This window comes from Halorubrum xinjiangense (genome assembly GCF_900102375.1).
Classification (GTDB): domain Archaea; phylum Halobacteriota; class Halobacteria; order Halobacteriales; family Haloferacaceae; genus Halorubrum; species Halorubrum xinjiangense.
Genome location: NZ_FNBO01000001.1, coordinates 66,172 through 81,949, shown reverse-complemented (window position 1 = coordinate 81,949; position 15,778 = coordinate 66,172). Strand labels below are relative to the sequence as shown.

Here is a 15,778-nt window from a genome sequence, read left to right as displayed (position 1 = left end):
CCGCCGTCTCAGATATCGAACCGCTCGCGGGCGTACTTCGCGAGCAGCGGAACGTCGTCGAGGTGGAGCAGCCGGGCCATTCCGGCCTTTTCGCCGCGGTTCGCCTTCGCTAAGATGTCGTCGTCGGTCCGCTGAAGGTCCCGCATCAGCCTGTCGTACCGCTCGTTGGGTGCGAGGTACAGCAGCTCCGTGAGCGCCAGCCGCGACGCCGCGCGCGGCGCCACGTCCCGGTGCCACAGCGTCTCGTACACCGCGAGGCTCTCCGCGTCGATGCGCCGCTCCGAGTCGGTAAGACAGCGGTCGACAGTCGCCGCGGCGGCGCGGGCGGACTTCATTCCCTTGTGGATCCCCTCGCCCCACAGCGGGTCGATGCTCGGCACGGTGTCGCCGATGGCGATGAAGCTGTCCGTGTGCATCTGCCCTGGGCGCTGGATGTGCGCGGAGCCGCGGTGGACCGTCTCGTCGATCTGCTCGGCGTCGGCGAACCGGGGGTCGCGGTCGATCCAGTCGTCGAGGTAGCCGTCGACGGTCTTGCCCGCCTCGGCGAACTCGCGGTGCCGGTCGTTCTGGATGTAACAGATCCCGACCTTCGCGGTGTCCTCGCCGGTGGCGAAGATCCACGAGTAGCCGCCGGGCGCGATGTTGTGGTCGAGTCGGAGCATCATCGCGCGCCGGAGGTCCGCGTACTGGGGGTGGTTCATCTCGACGCCCTCCATCTCGTACTCGATGCCGATCGCCTGGTTCTCGCGTTCGAGGTCGACGACGTCGAGCGCGCTCGCGAGCGGCGCGGCGGGCCCGGTGGCGTCGATCACGACGTCCGCGTACACCTCCTCGTCGCCGTTGTACCGCACGCCCTCGATGACGCCGTCGTCGTCGAGGACAGGCCGCGAGACCCGCGCGTCGAAGCGGTATTCGGCGCCGTTCTCGCGGCCGTCCTCCACGAGGAACCGCTTGAAGTCGGCGAACTCCAACACCGCCCCCGGCTGGTAGCTCTCGTAGTACTCGTTTGGCGACTCCAACACGACGTCGTCGGTGTACGACATCACGACGTCGTCGGGGATTCCGAACGAGGACATCATCGACGGGAACGTGCCGGCCGTCGACTTGTTGCTCTGCCGCGGGAACTCGTCTTCAGACTCCGTCTCTAAGACGACGACGTCGTAGTCGCGCGTCGCCAGGTCGCGAGCGCACTGCGCGCCCGCCGGACCCGCCCCGGCGATAGCGACGTCGTAGCGATCAACCATACACGCCAGTTGCGGACCCACCTAATTAGGCTTGCTGAAACCCGACGAAAAATCCGTGCGAACGCCCTCGTTCGGCCGGTTTTGGCCGTTACGAGAGGTCGGAATTCTACCCGCCTCGTGCGGCGGTCTCAGTAGAACTCGCGGACGAGGTCGGTCGCGCCCTCGGGGGCGCCGTCCGGGATGACCGACATGTCCTCGTCGACGCCGTGCTGCTCGTGGTACGGCACCGACGACTCGTCTTTGTAGATGACGCCCTGGTGTTCCTTCTCGTTGTCGAGGATGACGTCTTTCGCCGCCTCGCGGTCGGTCGGGTCGTGGTCCGCCTCCTTGAGGTCGACCAGCGAGTCGCGGAAGTAGTCGTACGTGTCGACGTCGTTGAACGTGACACACGGGGAGTAGACGTTCACGAAGCCGAACCCGTCGTGCTCGATGGCCTCCTGAATGATCTCTTGGTGGCGGAGCGCGTCCGAGGAGAACGACTGCGCGATGAACGTCGCGCCCGAGGCGAGCGCCAGCGCGTGCGGGTTCACCGGGGGCTGTTTCGGCCCCTCCGGGCTCGTCGACGTCTCGAAGTCCTCGCGGGAGGTGGGCGACGCCTGCCCCTTCGTCAGCCCGTAGATGCGGTTGTCCATCACGACGTACGTCATGTCGACGTTGCGCCGGACGGCGTGGACGAAGTGGCCCGCGCCGATGGAGTAGCCGTCGCCGTCGCCGCCGGCGACCATCACTTCGATGTCGGGCCGGGCCATCTTGACGCCGGTGCCGACGGGGAGCGCGCGCCCGTGAACGCCGTGGAGCGCGTAGCTGTGCATGTACGTGCCGATCTTGCCGGAACAGCCGATACCGGCGACGACGAAGGTGTTGTCGGGGTCGTTGCCCGTCTCCGCGAGCGCCTTCATCATGCCGTTCATCGTACCGAAGTCGCCGCACCCCGGGCACCACGTCGGCTGCTTGTCGGACTTGAAGTCGGTGAATCGGATCTCTGAGCTCATTGGTTACGCCTCCACCCCCGCTTCGAGGGTCGACTTGATCTCCGCTGCGAGTTCGTCGGCCTTGTATCGCACGCCGTTGTACTTGTTCACGCGGTCGACTCGCTCGAGCACGTCGTGCTCGACGAGGTCCGCGAACTGCCCCTGTTCGTTACATTCGACGACGACTGTCGTCTCGGCGGCTTCGACGTCCGCCGACAGGTCCGGCCGCGGGAAGATGTACGGGACCGAGAGGACCCGCACGTTCTGCCCCTCGTCGTCGAGGATCTCGACCGCCTCGGCGAGCGCACCCTCGTTCGACCCCCACGTGATAACGAGGTCGTCGGCGTCCGCGTCGCCGAACTCGCGCGGGCTCCAGTCTTCGCGCTCGCGGGCCGTCTCCACCTTCCGGTTGCGCTTGTCGACCTGCGCGACGCGCATTTCCGTGTCCTCCGTCCGGCGGCCCTGCTCGTCGTGTTCGAGGCCGGTGGACATGTGCGCGCCGTCGGCCGTGCCGGGGAACGCTCGGGGCGAGACCCCGTCGTCGGTGATCTCGTGGGGCTGGAAGCCGCCGGACTCGCTCATGTGGTCGTCGATCGTCGTCTCGTCGACGACGTTGCCGCGGTCGATCTCCACCTCGTCCATGTCGAACGTCTCCGGGGAGAACGTCTGCTCGGTGACCGCCATCGAGAGGTCCGCGGTGAGGTAGACGGGGAGCTGGTACTTCTCGGCGAGGTTGAACGCCTCGACGGTCTTCCAGAAGCATTCGTCGATGGTCGTCGGCGCGAGGACGAACCGGGGGACCTCGCCGTGGCCGCCGTACAGCATCTGGTTTAAGTCGCCCTGCTCCTGTTTCGTCGGCATCCCCGTCGAGGGGCCCGAGCGCATCACGTTACAGATGACGAGCGGCGTCTCCGAGGTGGCGATCAGCCCGAACGTCTCGGTCATCAGGTCGATCCCCGGCCCGGAGGTCGCCGTCATCGCGCGGGCGCCGCCGCGGGCCGCGCCCAGCGCCATGTTGATCGCGGACAGCTCGTCTTCCGCCTGGACGACGTGGCCGCCGTACCGATCGATGCGGCCGGTGAGGTACGTCATCACGTCGGTCGCGGGCGTGATCGGGTAGCCCGCGTAGAAGCGGCAGCCGGCCGCGATGGCGCCCATCCCGATCGCCTCGTCGCCGTTGAGGAGGACGTAGTCCTCGTCGGTGGTCTCTAAGTCGTAGTCGAACTCGTGGACGTACTCGTCGGCGACGTACGACTGGCCCGCGCGGGCCGCCTCCTTGTTGTTGTCGACGAGCTTCTGTCCCTTGTCCTTGAATCGCTTCTCGAGCGCGGAGTCGAGGTTCTCGATGGGGAACTCGGCCACCTCGCAGGCCGCGCCGAGCGCGACGACGTTCCGCATGATGGCGCCGCCTGCCTCCTCCGCGAGGCTCTTCAGGGGCACGTCGAGACCGATCATCCCCTCGGGGATCTCGACGTCTTGCATCGTGGTCCGCTCGCCGTCGTAGATGATCACCGACCCCTCGTGGAGCTCGTCGAGGTTCTCCTCTATCGTCCGAGGAGTCAACGCGATGAGCACGTCGAGCCGGTCAACGACGCTCTGTACCTTGTCGACGGAGGTCCGCACCTTGTAGGCGGTGTAGCCGCCTCGGATCCGCGATGCGAAGTCCTTCGACGTGAACACGTGTCGACCCGCGCGGGAAAGCGCCTGTGCGAAGATCTTCCCCGTCGAGTCGATGCCGTCGCCGGCTTCTCCGCCGACAGCCCAGTTGAAATCCGCGGCCATGTGCTATGCGCAAGGTTCTGGCGGACTCATCAAAAGGCTTCTGGAAGGAGCCACCGAGGTGTTTCTGGACGAACGTGTTTGTTCTCGCGAATATTGTCGGCTCTAAGCGGTCTATTCGGTCAGAGAGCGCATAGAACTGAACATACATCCACCGCATTCCTCACGATCGACCCTTCGCGTCGGACCGGTTTTCGACGACCGTCGAACACTCTCGGTCGCGAACGGGCCACCGGAACGCGGCGTCGAAAGCCGTCCGGCGGGTCAGAGCGCACCGTGCGTACCCGTTTCGACACGGGCAGGACCGCCGCCGACAGGAAGGCGTTTGTGTCTCCCTCGCCGATCCGTGGTATGGACACGACAGCGACGGTCGAGTCGATCGAGTCGGTCGGCCCCGACACGTACGCGCTCCGCTTCCGCGCGCCCGAGGGGTTCGCGGCCGAACCCGGACAGTTCGTGAAGCTCGGCACCGAGATAGACGGCGAGTCGGTCGCGCGCTTCTACACCCTCTCGTCGCCCCGCGTCGGCGAGACGTTCGAGGTCACGGTCGGCATCGACCCCGAGGAGGGCGGCGACTTCTCGGCGTTCCTCTCGGGCGCCGAGGCCGGCACCGAGATGACGCTCTCGGGGCCGTTTGGTGACCAGCACTACGCCGGCGAGGCCCGCGCGGTCGTGATCGCGGGCGGCCCCGGGGTCGGCCCCGCGGTCGCCATCGCGGAGCGCGCGCTCGACGAGGGTGCCGAGGCCGCGGTCGTCTACCGCGACGACGACGTCGCCCACGCCGACCGGATCGACGCCCTCCGCGAGCGTGGCGCCGACGTTCGGCTCCTCGACGCGGACGACTCCTTGACCGACGCCGTCGCCGATGTCCTCACTGGCGGGGAATGCGAGACGATCTTCGTCTACGGCTTCGCCGACCTCGTCGGAGACGCCGAGGCCGCGGTCGACGCGGCCGGCGGCGACGCGGACGCCGCGAAGGTCGAGAACTTCGGGTAGCGGCTTTTCAGGCGGCCGACTTTGCTCCGCGGCCTCGCCCGCCGGTGCCACCACGCTTTACGTGTCGCCCCCGAGATGAGCGGGTATGGACTACCGACGACTCGGCGACACGGGGCTCAGCGTCTCGGAGCTCTGCTTCGGCACGTGGCGGTTCGGGCGCGAGACGAACGGCGTCGTAGAGACGGGCCGCGAGGAGTCGCACGAGCTCCTCGACGCGGCCGCGGACCAGGGGATCAACTTCATCGACACGGCCAACGTGTACGGGTCGCCGCACGGAACGAGCGAGGAGTACATCGGCGAGTGGCTCGCGGACCGCGACCGCGAGGACTACGTCATCGCCTCGAAGGTGTACTTCCCGTTCGACGGGCGCGGCGAGCCCGGCCCCAACGACTCGGGGCTCGGTCGGAAGCACATCCGCGCGCAGATTGAGGGGACCCTCGACCGGCTCGACACCGACTACCTCGACGTGTACTACATCCACCGCTGGGACGAGGAGACTCCCATCGAGGAGACGATGCGCGCGCTCGACGAGCTGGTCGCCGAGGGGAAGGTCCACCACCTCGGCGCGTCGACGATGGCGGCGTGGCGGCTGACGAAGGCGCAGTGGACCGCCGACGTCAACGATTACGCGAGCTTCGACGTGGTCCAGCCGCTCCACCACGCGGGCTACTACGAGGACGTCAAGGAGTACCTCGACGTCTGTATCGACCAGGATCTGGCCGTCTGTCCGTACTCCCCGCTCGCGGGCGGGTTCCTCACCGGGAAGTACGAGCGCGCGGACCCGGACGATCCCGAGAAGGTGATCGCGCCCGACGGGTCGCGCGCGAGCTTCGACGACCGGTTCGAGCGCTTCTACCTCTCCGAACGCGGCTGGAAGGTGCTCGACGCGGTCCGCGAGGTCGCCGGCGAGCTGGACGCGACGCCCGCGCAGGTCGCGCTCGCGTGGCTCACCGAGTGGGACGAGTTCACCTGCGTCCCCATCGTCGGCGCCCGGACGGTCGACCAGCTCGACGAGAACGTCGCGGCGGCCGACCTCGACCTCTCCGACGAGCAGTGGGACCGGATCATGGACGCGCGCTACGACCCGGACGGGAACCTCTGGGGACACTGAGCGGGGCATAAAACCGGGCGGGGCCGCCTCCGCCGCCCCGCTACGTCTCGAAGTCGGGCAGGTCGTCCGGCGCGTCGAAGTCGGCCTCCCAGTCGATGTACTCCTCCTTGAGTGTCTCGCAGACGATCTGTCCCAGCTCCGTGAGCCCGGCGTTGATCGCGGAGACGGTCCCCCACGAGTCGAGGTCGGGGTGGAGGTCCCGCTCCTTCCAGTCCTCGGGGAGCCCGGGCGCGTGGTAGCCGACGCGGTCGGCGAAGTCGTCCCAGAAGAAGTCGAACCGGGAGACTAATTCGAGGTCGAGCGCGATCTCCCAGTCCTCTTCGTCCATGTCGCTGCCGGCGGCCCACTCGCCGAACGCCTCCTCCCACGCGCCCTCGCGGAGGAACGCCTCGAGTTCGTCGCGGCGGTACTCCCCGCCCGCGACCTCGGCGTCCTCGTACTCGTTGGGATCGACGGCGGCGAGTTCGGGCGGCTCCGGCGGGTCGACGTCGAGTGACATGCCACGAAGTGGGCGCCGACGGGGCAAAACGCTACGGGAGCGGGTCGCGCCCGGTCCGGTCAGGTCCGGCGTCTGGTTTGTGCGCGCGCTCGTTCGCCTGCCGCGCCCGATCCGGTCCTTTTACCGCGGTTCCGTCCCGAGGGCGGGTATGGACCTCCGCGCCGTCTCGCGCCGCGTCGGGATCGCCGCCGCCGTCGCCACCGTCGTCGCGCTCGTCGCCCCGTACGCGGTCGTCTCGGGGCCGGAGTACGCGGACCAGCTGGCTGCGTACTACGCCTCCGGGGTCGTCGGCTGGACCGGGATCGCGTTGTTCGCGCTGCTCTCCGCGGTCGTCATCGCCTCCGTCGAGCGGGGGAACGTCGACCCCGGGACGCTCGCGGGCGTGGCGGTCGTCCTCGGACTGGCGACGACCGCGAGCGCGGCGACGTGGGCGCTGGCGGTCGAGCCGAGCCCGGTGTTCCGCGACCACCTCTGGCTCGTGTGGCACGCGCGCGCCGTCGTCGCGCTGTCGGTCCCCGTGCCGCTCGCCGCAGCGGTGCACGCTCGGGCGGTGTTGACGTAGCTGCGCCGTCCGCGATCCGTTGCGGCCGCGGACCACGGCTGTGGACCCGCTCGCAGACCGCGGCCACGGACCCGCCCGCGGCCCGCGCCGGCGTCCGCCGAACGAAAGGCCCTTATGCCGCACCCGAATATCGTCAAACGGACTAGGTCGGGCGGTTAGGCCCCGCTCGTCACCCGTGAGGCAGTCTTTAGCGGGGACCGAACAGCGGGCACGTCCGGTCAGACCGGCGCGGGCCCCGAGAGCCAACGTGGAAGCCTCGTCCGCCGGGGACAGCGGTCTGCGGCGCCCGCTCGCAGGAGCGGTCCGTCGCGGTTCGTCGGCGACACTGGGTCAGGCGCGGAAGCGAGCAGCCCACCGCCGAACGCCCGTCGCTCGTCGGGTCGCGGGGTGGAGGAGGCAATCGGGATACCCCGTGCCGGAACGCCGGGCTACCCCGCCTGTCCGTCATTCATACGCTGAATTGTCCGACGAGTGGTGACGCTGCGGCGTTGCGGTCGCCTGAGTAAAATATAGTAGGTCACCGACAGGACAATTTATTATTCGACAAAGAAAAGTGTGAACGATGGATCGACCACCAAAAGACGCCAGCGCTGAAGAAATCACCCGATTTCTTGAAGAGGATTTTTGGGAACAACTTGCCTCAGAAGGTGAGGAGACTGGCAAAGGCCAGTCTGATGGTGGTCCAGATGATTCAGATGAGGGGGAGAAAAACGAGTAGTTAGAGGGTCGACAGGGTTTCATACACCCGTACACATCAAGCAATACTCACTTATTGCTATACCTGTTATATTCTCTTGACTTCCAACCTACACTTGTCAGAGGCACTTGGAAGTCCACATCTCTCCCTCCCTGCCGTATATTGAGTACTCCAGTTCGGTGAATCTGTAGTTGATTCCGTACAAGATACGCAACTTTTATTCACCCGCTGATTCAAGTGATAATATATCTGAATAATAGACTTTCGACAGAGCCAAATAATTGACGACGGCTCGGCGACGAACACCGCCGAGGCTCCAGCCGCTCGCTTATAAATAGCTGATAACAGATCAGCGGCGAACACCGCCGAAGCCCCAGCCGCGAGGCCCGCCCGGCACAGCAACCGCACCTCACGCCTCCCCAGCCTCGCCGCTCGCTGCTCGCGGTTTCACCGCTCGCAACCGAGGTGCTCGCTTCGCTCGCACCTCGCACCGCTCGCGGCGTCCCTCGCGCGTGCTGTCTCGCGGTCGCCGGAGGCGACCGCTCGCAGGCACGCGCCGACCGCGACCGCAGAAAACAGGTGATCGTCGCGGCTCAGCGACCGGTGTCGTACTTGTACGTCGCCGAGTCCGGGTCGATTCCGAAATCCTCGGCCGACTCTTCCGGTTCGTCGTCGCCGGTCGGCTCGGCGTCTTTGAACGCCGTGCGGAGGCCGCTCGGCATCTCGAACGCGTCGACGGCCAGCTCGAGGCCGACGACCCCGCCGCCGAGGAACTCTCGCTTCTCGGTGAGGCGCTCTCCGAGCGCGGGCGGAAGGTCGTCGGTGTCGACGCGCTCGAAGCCGAACTGCGCGAGGTACTCCGGCTGGTCGGTGAGCACGTACACCGTCTCGAACCCGTCCGCGGCCGCGGTGTCGACGAGGCGCTCGACGACGTGCGCCCCGACCCCGCGATCGCGCCACTCGGGCAGGACACCGATGCCGGTGAGCTCGATCCGGTTTGCCTCGCTCTCGTCGCCGCGGTGGAGCCGGAGCCGGCCGAACCCGGCCCGGTCGCCGGACTCCTCGTCGACCGCGATCACGTAGTCCCGCGACCGGAAGGCGACGTCGTCGAGCCCCAACTGCTCGATCGCGTCCAACAACCACGCCTCGTCACGGTTTTTGGCGTCGCGGACGTACATACCGGGACGTACGAGACCGGAGGTGAAAAGCGGTTCCCCGGCGGCCCGTCTCGCGTTCCCCGACCGCGCCGCCGGCGCGATTGCCTCGCCCGCCCGAGACGGACCGCTTTTGCCCGCCGGCCGCCGACCGGACGCGTATGGAATTCGCCGCGCTGGCGGAACGGGCGGAACGGGTGGCCGCGAACGACGGCGACATCGAGACGACGCTCGCCGTCGCCGACCTACTCGCAGACGCCGGCGCTGGCGACGGTGCCGGAGGCGACGCCGAGGGGGACAGCGCCGAGGGGGACGGCCCCGAGAGCGACGGATCGACCGACGGACCCACCGACGACCTGCCCGTCGTCGTCCGGTTCCTCCTCGGGCGCGTCTTCCCCGCTCACGACACCCGGACCCTCGACGTCGGCCCCGCGCTCTGCCGCGAGGCTATCGCCCGCGCCGCGGGCCCGAACGTCTCCGCGGCTGACGTGGAGGACCGCCTCGCGGAGCGCGGCGAGATCGGCGCCGTCGCGGCCGACTACGACTTCGGCGGCCAGCAGGGGCTCGCCGCGTTCGGGGCCGGCCGCGACGCGCTCACGGTGGCCGCGCTCGACGAGGCGCTCCGCGACCTCGCGGCCGCGAGCGGCGACGGGAGCGAGTCGCGCAAGCGGGACGCGCTGTTCGGGCTGTTCACCCGGTGTTCACCGAGCGAGGCGGCGTTCCTTGCCCGGCTCGTCCTCGGCGAGATGCGGCTCGGCGTCGGCGAGGGGACGGTCCGCGACGCGGTCGCGGAGGCGTTCCTCGCGTCGGCGGAGGAGCCCGAATCAGCCGGCGCGGATGCGACCGATGACCCCCGACTCGCCGCCCCTGACGAGGCGGTCGCGGCCGTCGAACGCGCGCTTCAGGTGACGAACGACTACGGCCGGGTCGCGGTCCGCGCCCGCGACGAGGGGATCCCGGGGCTCCGCGAGGAGTCGCTTCGGGTCGGACGACCGGTCCAAGCGATGCTCGCGCAGGCGGGCACCGCGACCGACGCGGTCGACGCGTTCGGCGAGGTCGCCGTCGAGACGAAGTTCGACGGCGCCCGCGTCCAGGTCCACTACGCGCCCGAGGGGAACGCGACAGACGCCGGAGCCGGGCCTGACGGAGACGACGCGGACGGCGAGGCACTCGGTCCGCAGCTCTACTCCCGGAACATGGACGACGTGACCGAGGCGCTCCCAGAAATAGTCGAGTACGTCGCCGAACGCGTCGACGTCCCGGTCATCCTTGACGGCGAGGTCGTCGCGGTCGACGACGACGGCGACCCGCTCCCGTTCCAAGAAGTGCTGCGGCGGTTCCGCCGCAAACACGACGTCGAGCGCATGCGCGAGACCGTCTCCCTGCGGCTCCACGCCTTCGACTGCCTCCACGCCGACGGCGACGACCTGCTCGACGAGCCGCTCCGCGACCGTCACGAGCGGCTCCGAGCCGTCCTCCCGGACGCGGCCGCGGACCTCAAACTTGCGGCCGACCCGGACGCGATCGCCGCCGCGGAGCGGGACGCCCTCGACGCGGGCCACGAGGGCGTCATGCTGAAGAACCCCGAGGCGGCGTACACCCCCGGCGACCGCGGGCGAGACTGGCTGAAGCGCAAGCCGGACGTGGAGACGCTCGACGCCGTCGTCGTCGGCGCCGAGTGGGGCGAGGGGCGCCGCGCAGAGCTGTTCGGCACGTTCCTGCTCGCGGTTCGCGCGGAAGGAACTGACCGCGACGACGACGACGACCTCGCGCCCGCGGGGTACGCCACGGTCGGCAAGGTGGCGACGGGGATCACCGACGAGGCGCTCGCGGACCTCACTGCGCGGCTGGAGCCGCACGTCGTCGACGAGACGGGGACGACGGTCGCGTTCGACCCCGAGCTGGTGGTCGAGGTCGGCTACGAGGAGATCCAGACCTCGCCGACGTACTCCGCGGGCTACGCCCTCCGATTCCCCCGCTTCGTCGGCGTCCGCGAGGACAAAGACGTCGACGACGCCGACTCGCTCGCCCGCGTCCGCCGGCTCGCCGGCGACGACTGAGCCGAGTCGGCCGGGCGGCCGGCGACGCGGTAGCCGGCGACGACTGACCTTCCGACACGCGAAACCCCTTGACGATCCGGCCCGTAGCGTCGCGTATGCCAGGCCCGCTCGGCGACGCCACGCGGCGCGACCTCACCGACGCGGCCGCAGACCGGCTCGCGGCCGCGGGGTTCGCGGTCGAGCGCCCGGAGACGGGCGCCGAGCCGCCGGCGGTCGCGACCCGCGGCGACGACCGGGTGGCGGTGGAGCCGCTCGCCGCGGACGACGCGACGCCGGTCGTGATCACCTCGCGGCTCGGGCACGCGCTCGACCGCGACCGCCGCGTCCTGTTCGCCGTCCGCGACCCCGACACCGCCGCGGCCGTGCGCGACCTCCTCGCCGACCCGCCGCTGCTCGCCGCCCGAAGCGACGGTCGGCGCACCTTCCACCTCGGCCCGGACCGGATCCCGGTCTCGGGCGGCGGGTACGCCTGCGTCCGCGCCGACGGCCTCGGCGAGCCGACGTTCGGCTGGCGCGAGACTGACACTCCCGTCGGCCCGGTGACGGGCCGCGAGGACGTCGACGCCGCCGCGATCGACGACGAGGGCCGCCCGGTCGTCCCCCGGCTCGTCTGCGAGGTCGACGGGGCGCCCGTCGCGGTCCTCGCGGGCGTCGACAGCCTCCAGACGCCGCCGGCCGAGTCGTTCCCGTTCGCGTACCGTCGCGACCCGACGGACAAGCGGTTCCGCGTCCGCCGCGGGGACGACGGGACCGTCGTCGAGACGGTCGGCGGGTTCGGGGCGATGCGCGAGGCCGGGTACGTCCCGATTCCGATGCCGCTGGTCCCTGAACACGCGCTGGGGCGGTCGATCGACGACGAGGCGCTCGCGGCGGCGTGGGACCTCACCGTGATCGACGATGAAGAGCGATAGCCACCCTCAAGACGACCGGGGCCACAGTCGGTGACATGACGGTCCGCTACGAGGAGCTCGCGGTGGAGTGGCTCGGCTACGCGACGGCGCGGCTGGAGACCGACGGGGGTCCGGTCGTCTACACCGACCCCGGCCGGTACGGCGTCCTCGACGACTACTGGGCGCGCGACGGCGACCTCGTCGTCGTCACCCACGACCACCACTACGACAGCGACGGGATCCGGTCGGTCGCGAGCGAGGACGCGACGGTCGTGATCTACGACGCCGTCGACCCCGCCGGCATCGACCGCAACGTGGAGTCGATCGACGCGCTCGCGGCCGACTACGAGGTCGTCCGCGTCGGCGAGGAGGACCGCGTCGACGTCGAGACCCCGGTGGGCGAGGTGCGGGTGTGGTCCGTCCCCGCCCACAACGACCCGGAGGGGCCGAACGCGGACGCCGACGGCTCGGTGCCGCACCCGCCAGGGTTCGGCTGCGGCTTCCTGCTGTCGCTCGGCGGGCGCACCGTCTTCTGGCCCGGCGACTCCGACGCGTTGGACGGGTTCGCCGAGCTCGACGTCTCCGTGTTCCTCGCGAACATCGGCGGGGGCGGCATCGTCGCCGACCGGCGCGAGGCGGCCGACCTGACCGAGGCGATGGACCCCGACCTCGTCGTCCCGATCCACTACGACACCTTCGAGATGCTGGAGGCCGACGGCGAGGCGTTCGCCGGCGACGTCGCGAGCCGGTCGATCCCCGTCGCGCTCGACGCGCGCTCGGCGAACCAGTAGCCGGTCGGAGGCCTTTTTACCTCGCCGCGTCCTTCCCCGGTCGCATGACCACGGAGTCCGCGCTCGCCGACGGGGTCCGGGAGGCGCTTTCGGTCGACGCCGAGGCGTTCGCCGAGCGCGCGGCCGAGGAGGCCGAGATCGTCAAACAGGAGCTGCGCGACGGCTCCTTCGACAACCACCAGTCGATCGTCGGCTTCGAGTACGAGTTCTACGCGGTCGGCGACGGGCGGTGGAGTGAGGAGTCGCGGGCGGGCGAGTACGCGCTGATGCGCGTGCCGCGCCGCCTGCTGGAGCTGATGGGGTTCGAGAAGGAGCTCGGGCTCCACAACGCCGAGATGTCGACGAGCCCGCAGCCCCTCTCCGACCACGGGCTCCGCGCCCAGCTCGCCGAGGTCCGCGCGCGGCTGGAGGCCGCGGAGAACACCGCGGGCGTCGAGGGGATGCGGCTCGTCTCCGACGGGCTCTGGACCATCCCGCCGGCGGGCGAGACCGCCCGCGAGTACCTCACCGACAGCGTCGCGGTCGACGGCGTGACCGTGGCGGTCAACATGAGCGACGCGGTCCGGTACCACGCGATGGCCAACGCGGACCCCGAGAGGGCGGACCGGGACGGGTCGGCGGACGCACGGCCGGCGGGCGATCGGGTCGAGCTCTCCGCGCCGGGCGTGTCGCTGTCGGCGGAGACGGTGATGCCCGAGAGCCTCATCACGTCGATCCAGCCGCACTATCAGGTGGCCCACGCCGAGACGCTGCCGCGGCACTTCCGATACGCCCTCCGGATCGCCGGGCCGCTCTTAGCGCTCGGCGTCAACTCACCCTTCTTCCCGCCGGACCTCTACGACGACGGCTGGGACGGCGAGCGGGTCCTCGCCGAGGGGGCGACCGAGAACCGGATCCACGTGTTCGAGTCCGTCCTCAACGCGCGGACCGACGCGGACAAGGTGCGGTTCCCGCGGGACGTCCACGACGTCGAGACGGCGGTAGACCGCATCGCGGCCGACGAGACGCTGATCCCGATGCCCGACCCGGGCGGCAGCGACCGCTTCGACGACGCGTTCGCGACGTTCCGGACGAAACACGGCAGCTACTGGCGGTGGGTCCGCCCAGTTTTCGAGGGGTCGAGCCGCTCGGCCGCGAACGCCCGGATCGAGTTCCGCCCGATCCCCGGGCAGCCCACGGTCCGCGACTCCATCGCGTTCCAGGGGGCGTTCGCGGGGCTGATGCAGGCGCTCGCCCAGCGCGAACACCCCGTGATCGGGCTCGACTGGGAGACCGCCTGCGACAACTTCTACGCCGCCGTCGCCGACGGGCTCGACGCCGACATGACGTGGATCGGCCGCGACGGGGAGCGCACGACCGACACGGACGCGCTGTACGCCGACCTCCTCGACCACGCCGAGGCGGGGCTCCGGACCGCCGGCTGCGCCGACGACGAGGCCGCAGCGTGGATCGCGCCGCTCCGCTGGCGCGTCGCGAACCGCACGACCCCGGCCAGCTGGAAGCGGGACCGCGTCCGCGCCCGCCTCGACGACGGCGACGACTTCGAGGCGGCCGTGGTCAACACCCAGCGCGAGTACATCCGCCAGCAGGCTGACACGCTCATCGACGGCGGCTTCTCGGCGTGGACGGACGGCTGACCGGGCCGCCGGCTCCCTCGCGATCGCGACACAGTACAGTTATCGGCCCGCCGCGTCACTCGCCCGTATGGACGAGCTGATCGCCGCGGCGCGCGAGGCCTTAGAGGCGGCCCACGTCCCGTACTCCGAGTACCGCGTCGGCGCCGCGCTCCGGACCGCCGACGGCACCGTCTACACGGGCTGTAACATCGAGAACGCGAACTACTCCAACAGCCTCCACGCCGAGGAGGTCGCGCTCGCGGAGGCGGTGAAGGCGGGCCACCGCGAGTTCGACCGCATCGCGGTCTCCTCCGGCGTCCGCGACGGGGTCACCCCCTGCGGGATGTGCCGCCAGACGCTCGCCGAGTTCGCGGCCGACGACCTCGTCGTCGCCTGCGATGAGGGCGGCGACGCGGCCACGGAGTACACGCTCGGCGAGCTGCTCCCGAACACCATCTCGGAGGGGACGCTCGACGACGCCAGGGAGGACTGACGCACGGCGGCCCGATGCCCGCTACACGTCCCCGAGCGACCGAGACGGAACTACTTTTAAACGGCTCGCCGAAGAGCGAAGACATGACCGACGACAGCGAGGACCCCAACGACGAGGCCGGCTACCACGTCGAGGCCGCGCCCGAGGACGTCGCGGACGCCGTCCTCCTCCCGGGCAACCCCGAGCGGGTCGACAAGATCACGGCGCTGTGGGACGACCACGAGGAGGTCGCCCGCCACCGCGAATACCGCACCGCGACCGGCAGCTACGACGGCGCGCCGATCTCGGTGACGTCGACCGGGATCGGCTCTCCATCGGCCGCCATCGCGGTCGAGGAACTCGCGCGCGTCGGCGTCGACACGTTCGTCCGGGTCGGCTCCTGCGGCGCGATCCAGCCGGAGATGGACGTGGGCGACCTGGTGATCACGACCGGCGCCGTCCGCCAGGAGGGGACGAGCGACGAGTACGTCCGCGAGGACTACCCCGCCGCCGCGGACGGCGAGGTCGTTTCCGCGCTAGTCGCCGCCGCCGAGCGGCTTGGCCACGACTACCACACCGGCGTTACGATGAGCGCCGACTCCTTCTACGCCGGGCAGGGCCGCCCCGGGTTCGAGGGGTTCGAGGCTGCCGGCTCGGACGAGCTCGTCGCGGAGCTTCAGGACGCGAACGTGAAGAACATCGAGATGGAGGCGTCGGCGATCCTCACGATCGCGAACGTGTACGGGCTCCGCGCCGGCGCGGTCTGCTCCGTCTACGCGAACCGCGTGACCGGCGAGTTCCGGGCGGAGGGCGAGTCGCGCGCGGCCGAGACCGCGAGCCTCGCGGTGAAGCTGCTCGCTCGCATGGACGAGGTGAAACGCGAGGCGGGCGCCGACCGCTGGCACGCCGGCCTCTCGCTGTAGCGGCCGCGTCGCC

15 protein-coding genes and 1 other RNA gene are annotated in these 15,778 nt (G+C 69.9%); 11 read left to right on the top strand and 5 right to left on the bottom strand.

The features are described 5' to 3' along the window. Positions 1-8 precede the first annotated feature (8 nt). From F3H13_RS00365 to F3H13_RS00355, 3 genes are all read right to left on the bottom strand, one after another. Positions 9-1,244 carry a digeranylgeranylglycerophospholipid reductase gene (locus F3H13_RS00365; protein ID WP_149797097.1) on the bottom strand — a complete coding sequence of 412 codons (1,236 nt, stop codon included), beginning with the start codon at positions 1,242-1,244 and terminating at the stop codon, positions 9-11. A 128-nt stretch (positions 1,245-1,372) separates the two neighbouring features. After that, positions 1,373-2,236 (bottom strand): 2-oxoacid:ferredoxin oxidoreductase subunit beta, encoded by an 864-nt coding sequence (locus F3H13_RS00360; RefSeq protein WP_149797096.1) that lies wholly within the window; start codon positions 2,234-2,236, stop codon positions 1,373-1,375. A 3-nt stretch (positions 2,237-2,239) separates the two neighbouring features. Further along, positions 2,240-3,997, bottom strand: coding sequence for a 2-oxoacid:acceptor oxidoreductase subunit alpha (locus F3H13_RS00355; RefSeq protein WP_149797095.1), 1,758 nt, complete (start codon positions 3,995-3,997; stop codon positions 2,240-2,242). Positions 3,998-4,345: 348 nt separating this feature from the next. Here F3H13_RS00355 and F3H13_RS00350 point away from each other — a divergent pair, with 348 nt between their 5' ends. After that, complete coding sequence (locus tag F3H13_RS00350; protein WP_149797094.1) at positions 4,346-4,990, top strand: FAD-dependent oxidoreductase; 645 nt, start codon at positions 4,346-4,348, stop codon at positions 4,988-4,990. An 85-nt stretch (positions 4,991-5,075) separates the two neighbouring features. Beyond that, positions 5,076-6,101 carry an aldo/keto reductase gene (locus tag F3H13_RS00345; protein WP_149797093.1) on the top strand — a complete coding sequence of 342 codons (1,026 nt, stop codon included), beginning with the start codon at positions 5,076-5,078 and terminating at the stop codon, positions 6,099-6,101. A gap of 40 nt (positions 6,102-6,141) precedes the next feature. Here F3H13_RS00345 and F3H13_RS00340 read toward each other — a convergent pair whose 3' ends face one another. After that, complete coding sequence (locus tag F3H13_RS00340) at positions 6,142-6,600, bottom strand: hypothetical protein (protein WP_149797092.1); 459 nt, start codon at positions 6,598-6,600, stop codon at positions 6,142-6,144. 148 nt (positions 6,601-6,748) lie between these two features. On the opposite strand from F3H13_RS00340, the gene F3H13_RS00335 reads away from it, so the two are divergent. From F3H13_RS00335 to F3H13_RS16025, 3 genes are all read left to right on the top strand, one after another. Continuing rightward, on the top strand, positions 6,749-7,162 hold the full coding sequence (locus F3H13_RS00335; protein WP_149797091.1) for a DUF7548 family protein: 414 nt from the start codon (positions 6,749-6,751) through the stop codon (positions 7,160-7,162). 135 nt (positions 7,163-7,297) lie between these two features. Then, positions 7,298-7,609, top strand: an RNA gene (gene ffs / locus F3H13_RS00330) — signal recognition particle sRNA. A 115-nt stretch (positions 7,610-7,724) separates the two neighbouring features. Next, positions 7,725-7,880: a hypothetical protein gene (locus tag F3H13_RS16025; RefSeq protein WP_188127964.1), complete on the top strand. Its 156-nt coding sequence runs from the start codon at positions 7,725-7,727 to the stop codon at positions 7,878-7,880. A 572-nt stretch (positions 7,881-8,452) separates the two neighbouring features. Here F3H13_RS16025 and F3H13_RS00320 read toward each other — a convergent pair. Continuing rightward, positions 8,453-9,037, bottom strand: coding sequence for a GNAT family N-acetyltransferase (locus F3H13_RS00320; protein WP_149797089.1), 585 nt, complete (start codon positions 9,035-9,037; stop codon positions 8,453-8,455). Positions 9,038-9,174: 137 nt separating this feature from the next. Here F3H13_RS00320 and ligA point away from each other — a divergent pair, with 137 nt between their 5' ends. From ligA to F3H13_RS00290, 6 genes are all read left to right on the top strand, one after another. Further along, complete coding sequence (gene ligA / locus F3H13_RS00315) at positions 9,175-11,073, top strand: ATP-dependent DNA ligase LigA (protein WP_149797088.1); 1,899 nt, start codon at positions 9,175-9,177, stop codon at positions 11,071-11,073. A 95-nt stretch (positions 11,074-11,168) separates the two neighbouring features. Next, positions 11,169-11,984: a hypothetical protein gene (locus F3H13_RS00310; RefSeq protein WP_149797087.1), complete on the top strand. Its 816-nt coding sequence runs from the start codon at positions 11,169-11,171 to the stop codon at positions 11,982-11,984. A gap of 35 nt (positions 11,985-12,019) precedes the next feature. Further along, a complete protein-coding gene (locus F3H13_RS00305) occupies positions 12,020-12,754 on the top strand; it encodes an MBL fold metallo-hydrolase (RefSeq protein ID WP_149797086.1) in 735 nt (244 codons plus the stop codon). Between the two features lie 44 nt (positions 12,755-12,798). Continuing rightward, positions 12,799-14,391 (top strand): hypothetical protein, encoded by a 1,593-nt coding sequence (locus F3H13_RS00300; protein WP_149797085.1) that lies wholly within the window; start codon positions 12,799-12,801, stop codon positions 14,389-14,391. 67 nt (positions 14,392-14,458) lie between these two features. Beyond that, positions 14,459-14,863, top strand: coding sequence for a cytidine deaminase (gene cdd, locus F3H13_RS00295; protein ID WP_149797084.1), 405 nt, complete (start codon positions 14,459-14,461; stop codon positions 14,861-14,863). Between the two features lie 83 nt (positions 14,864-14,946). Next, complete coding sequence (locus F3H13_RS00290) at positions 14,947-15,765, top strand: nucleoside phosphorylase (protein WP_149797083.1); 819 nt, start codon at positions 14,947-14,949, stop codon at positions 15,763-15,765. Positions 15,766-15,778 lie beyond the last annotated feature (13 nt).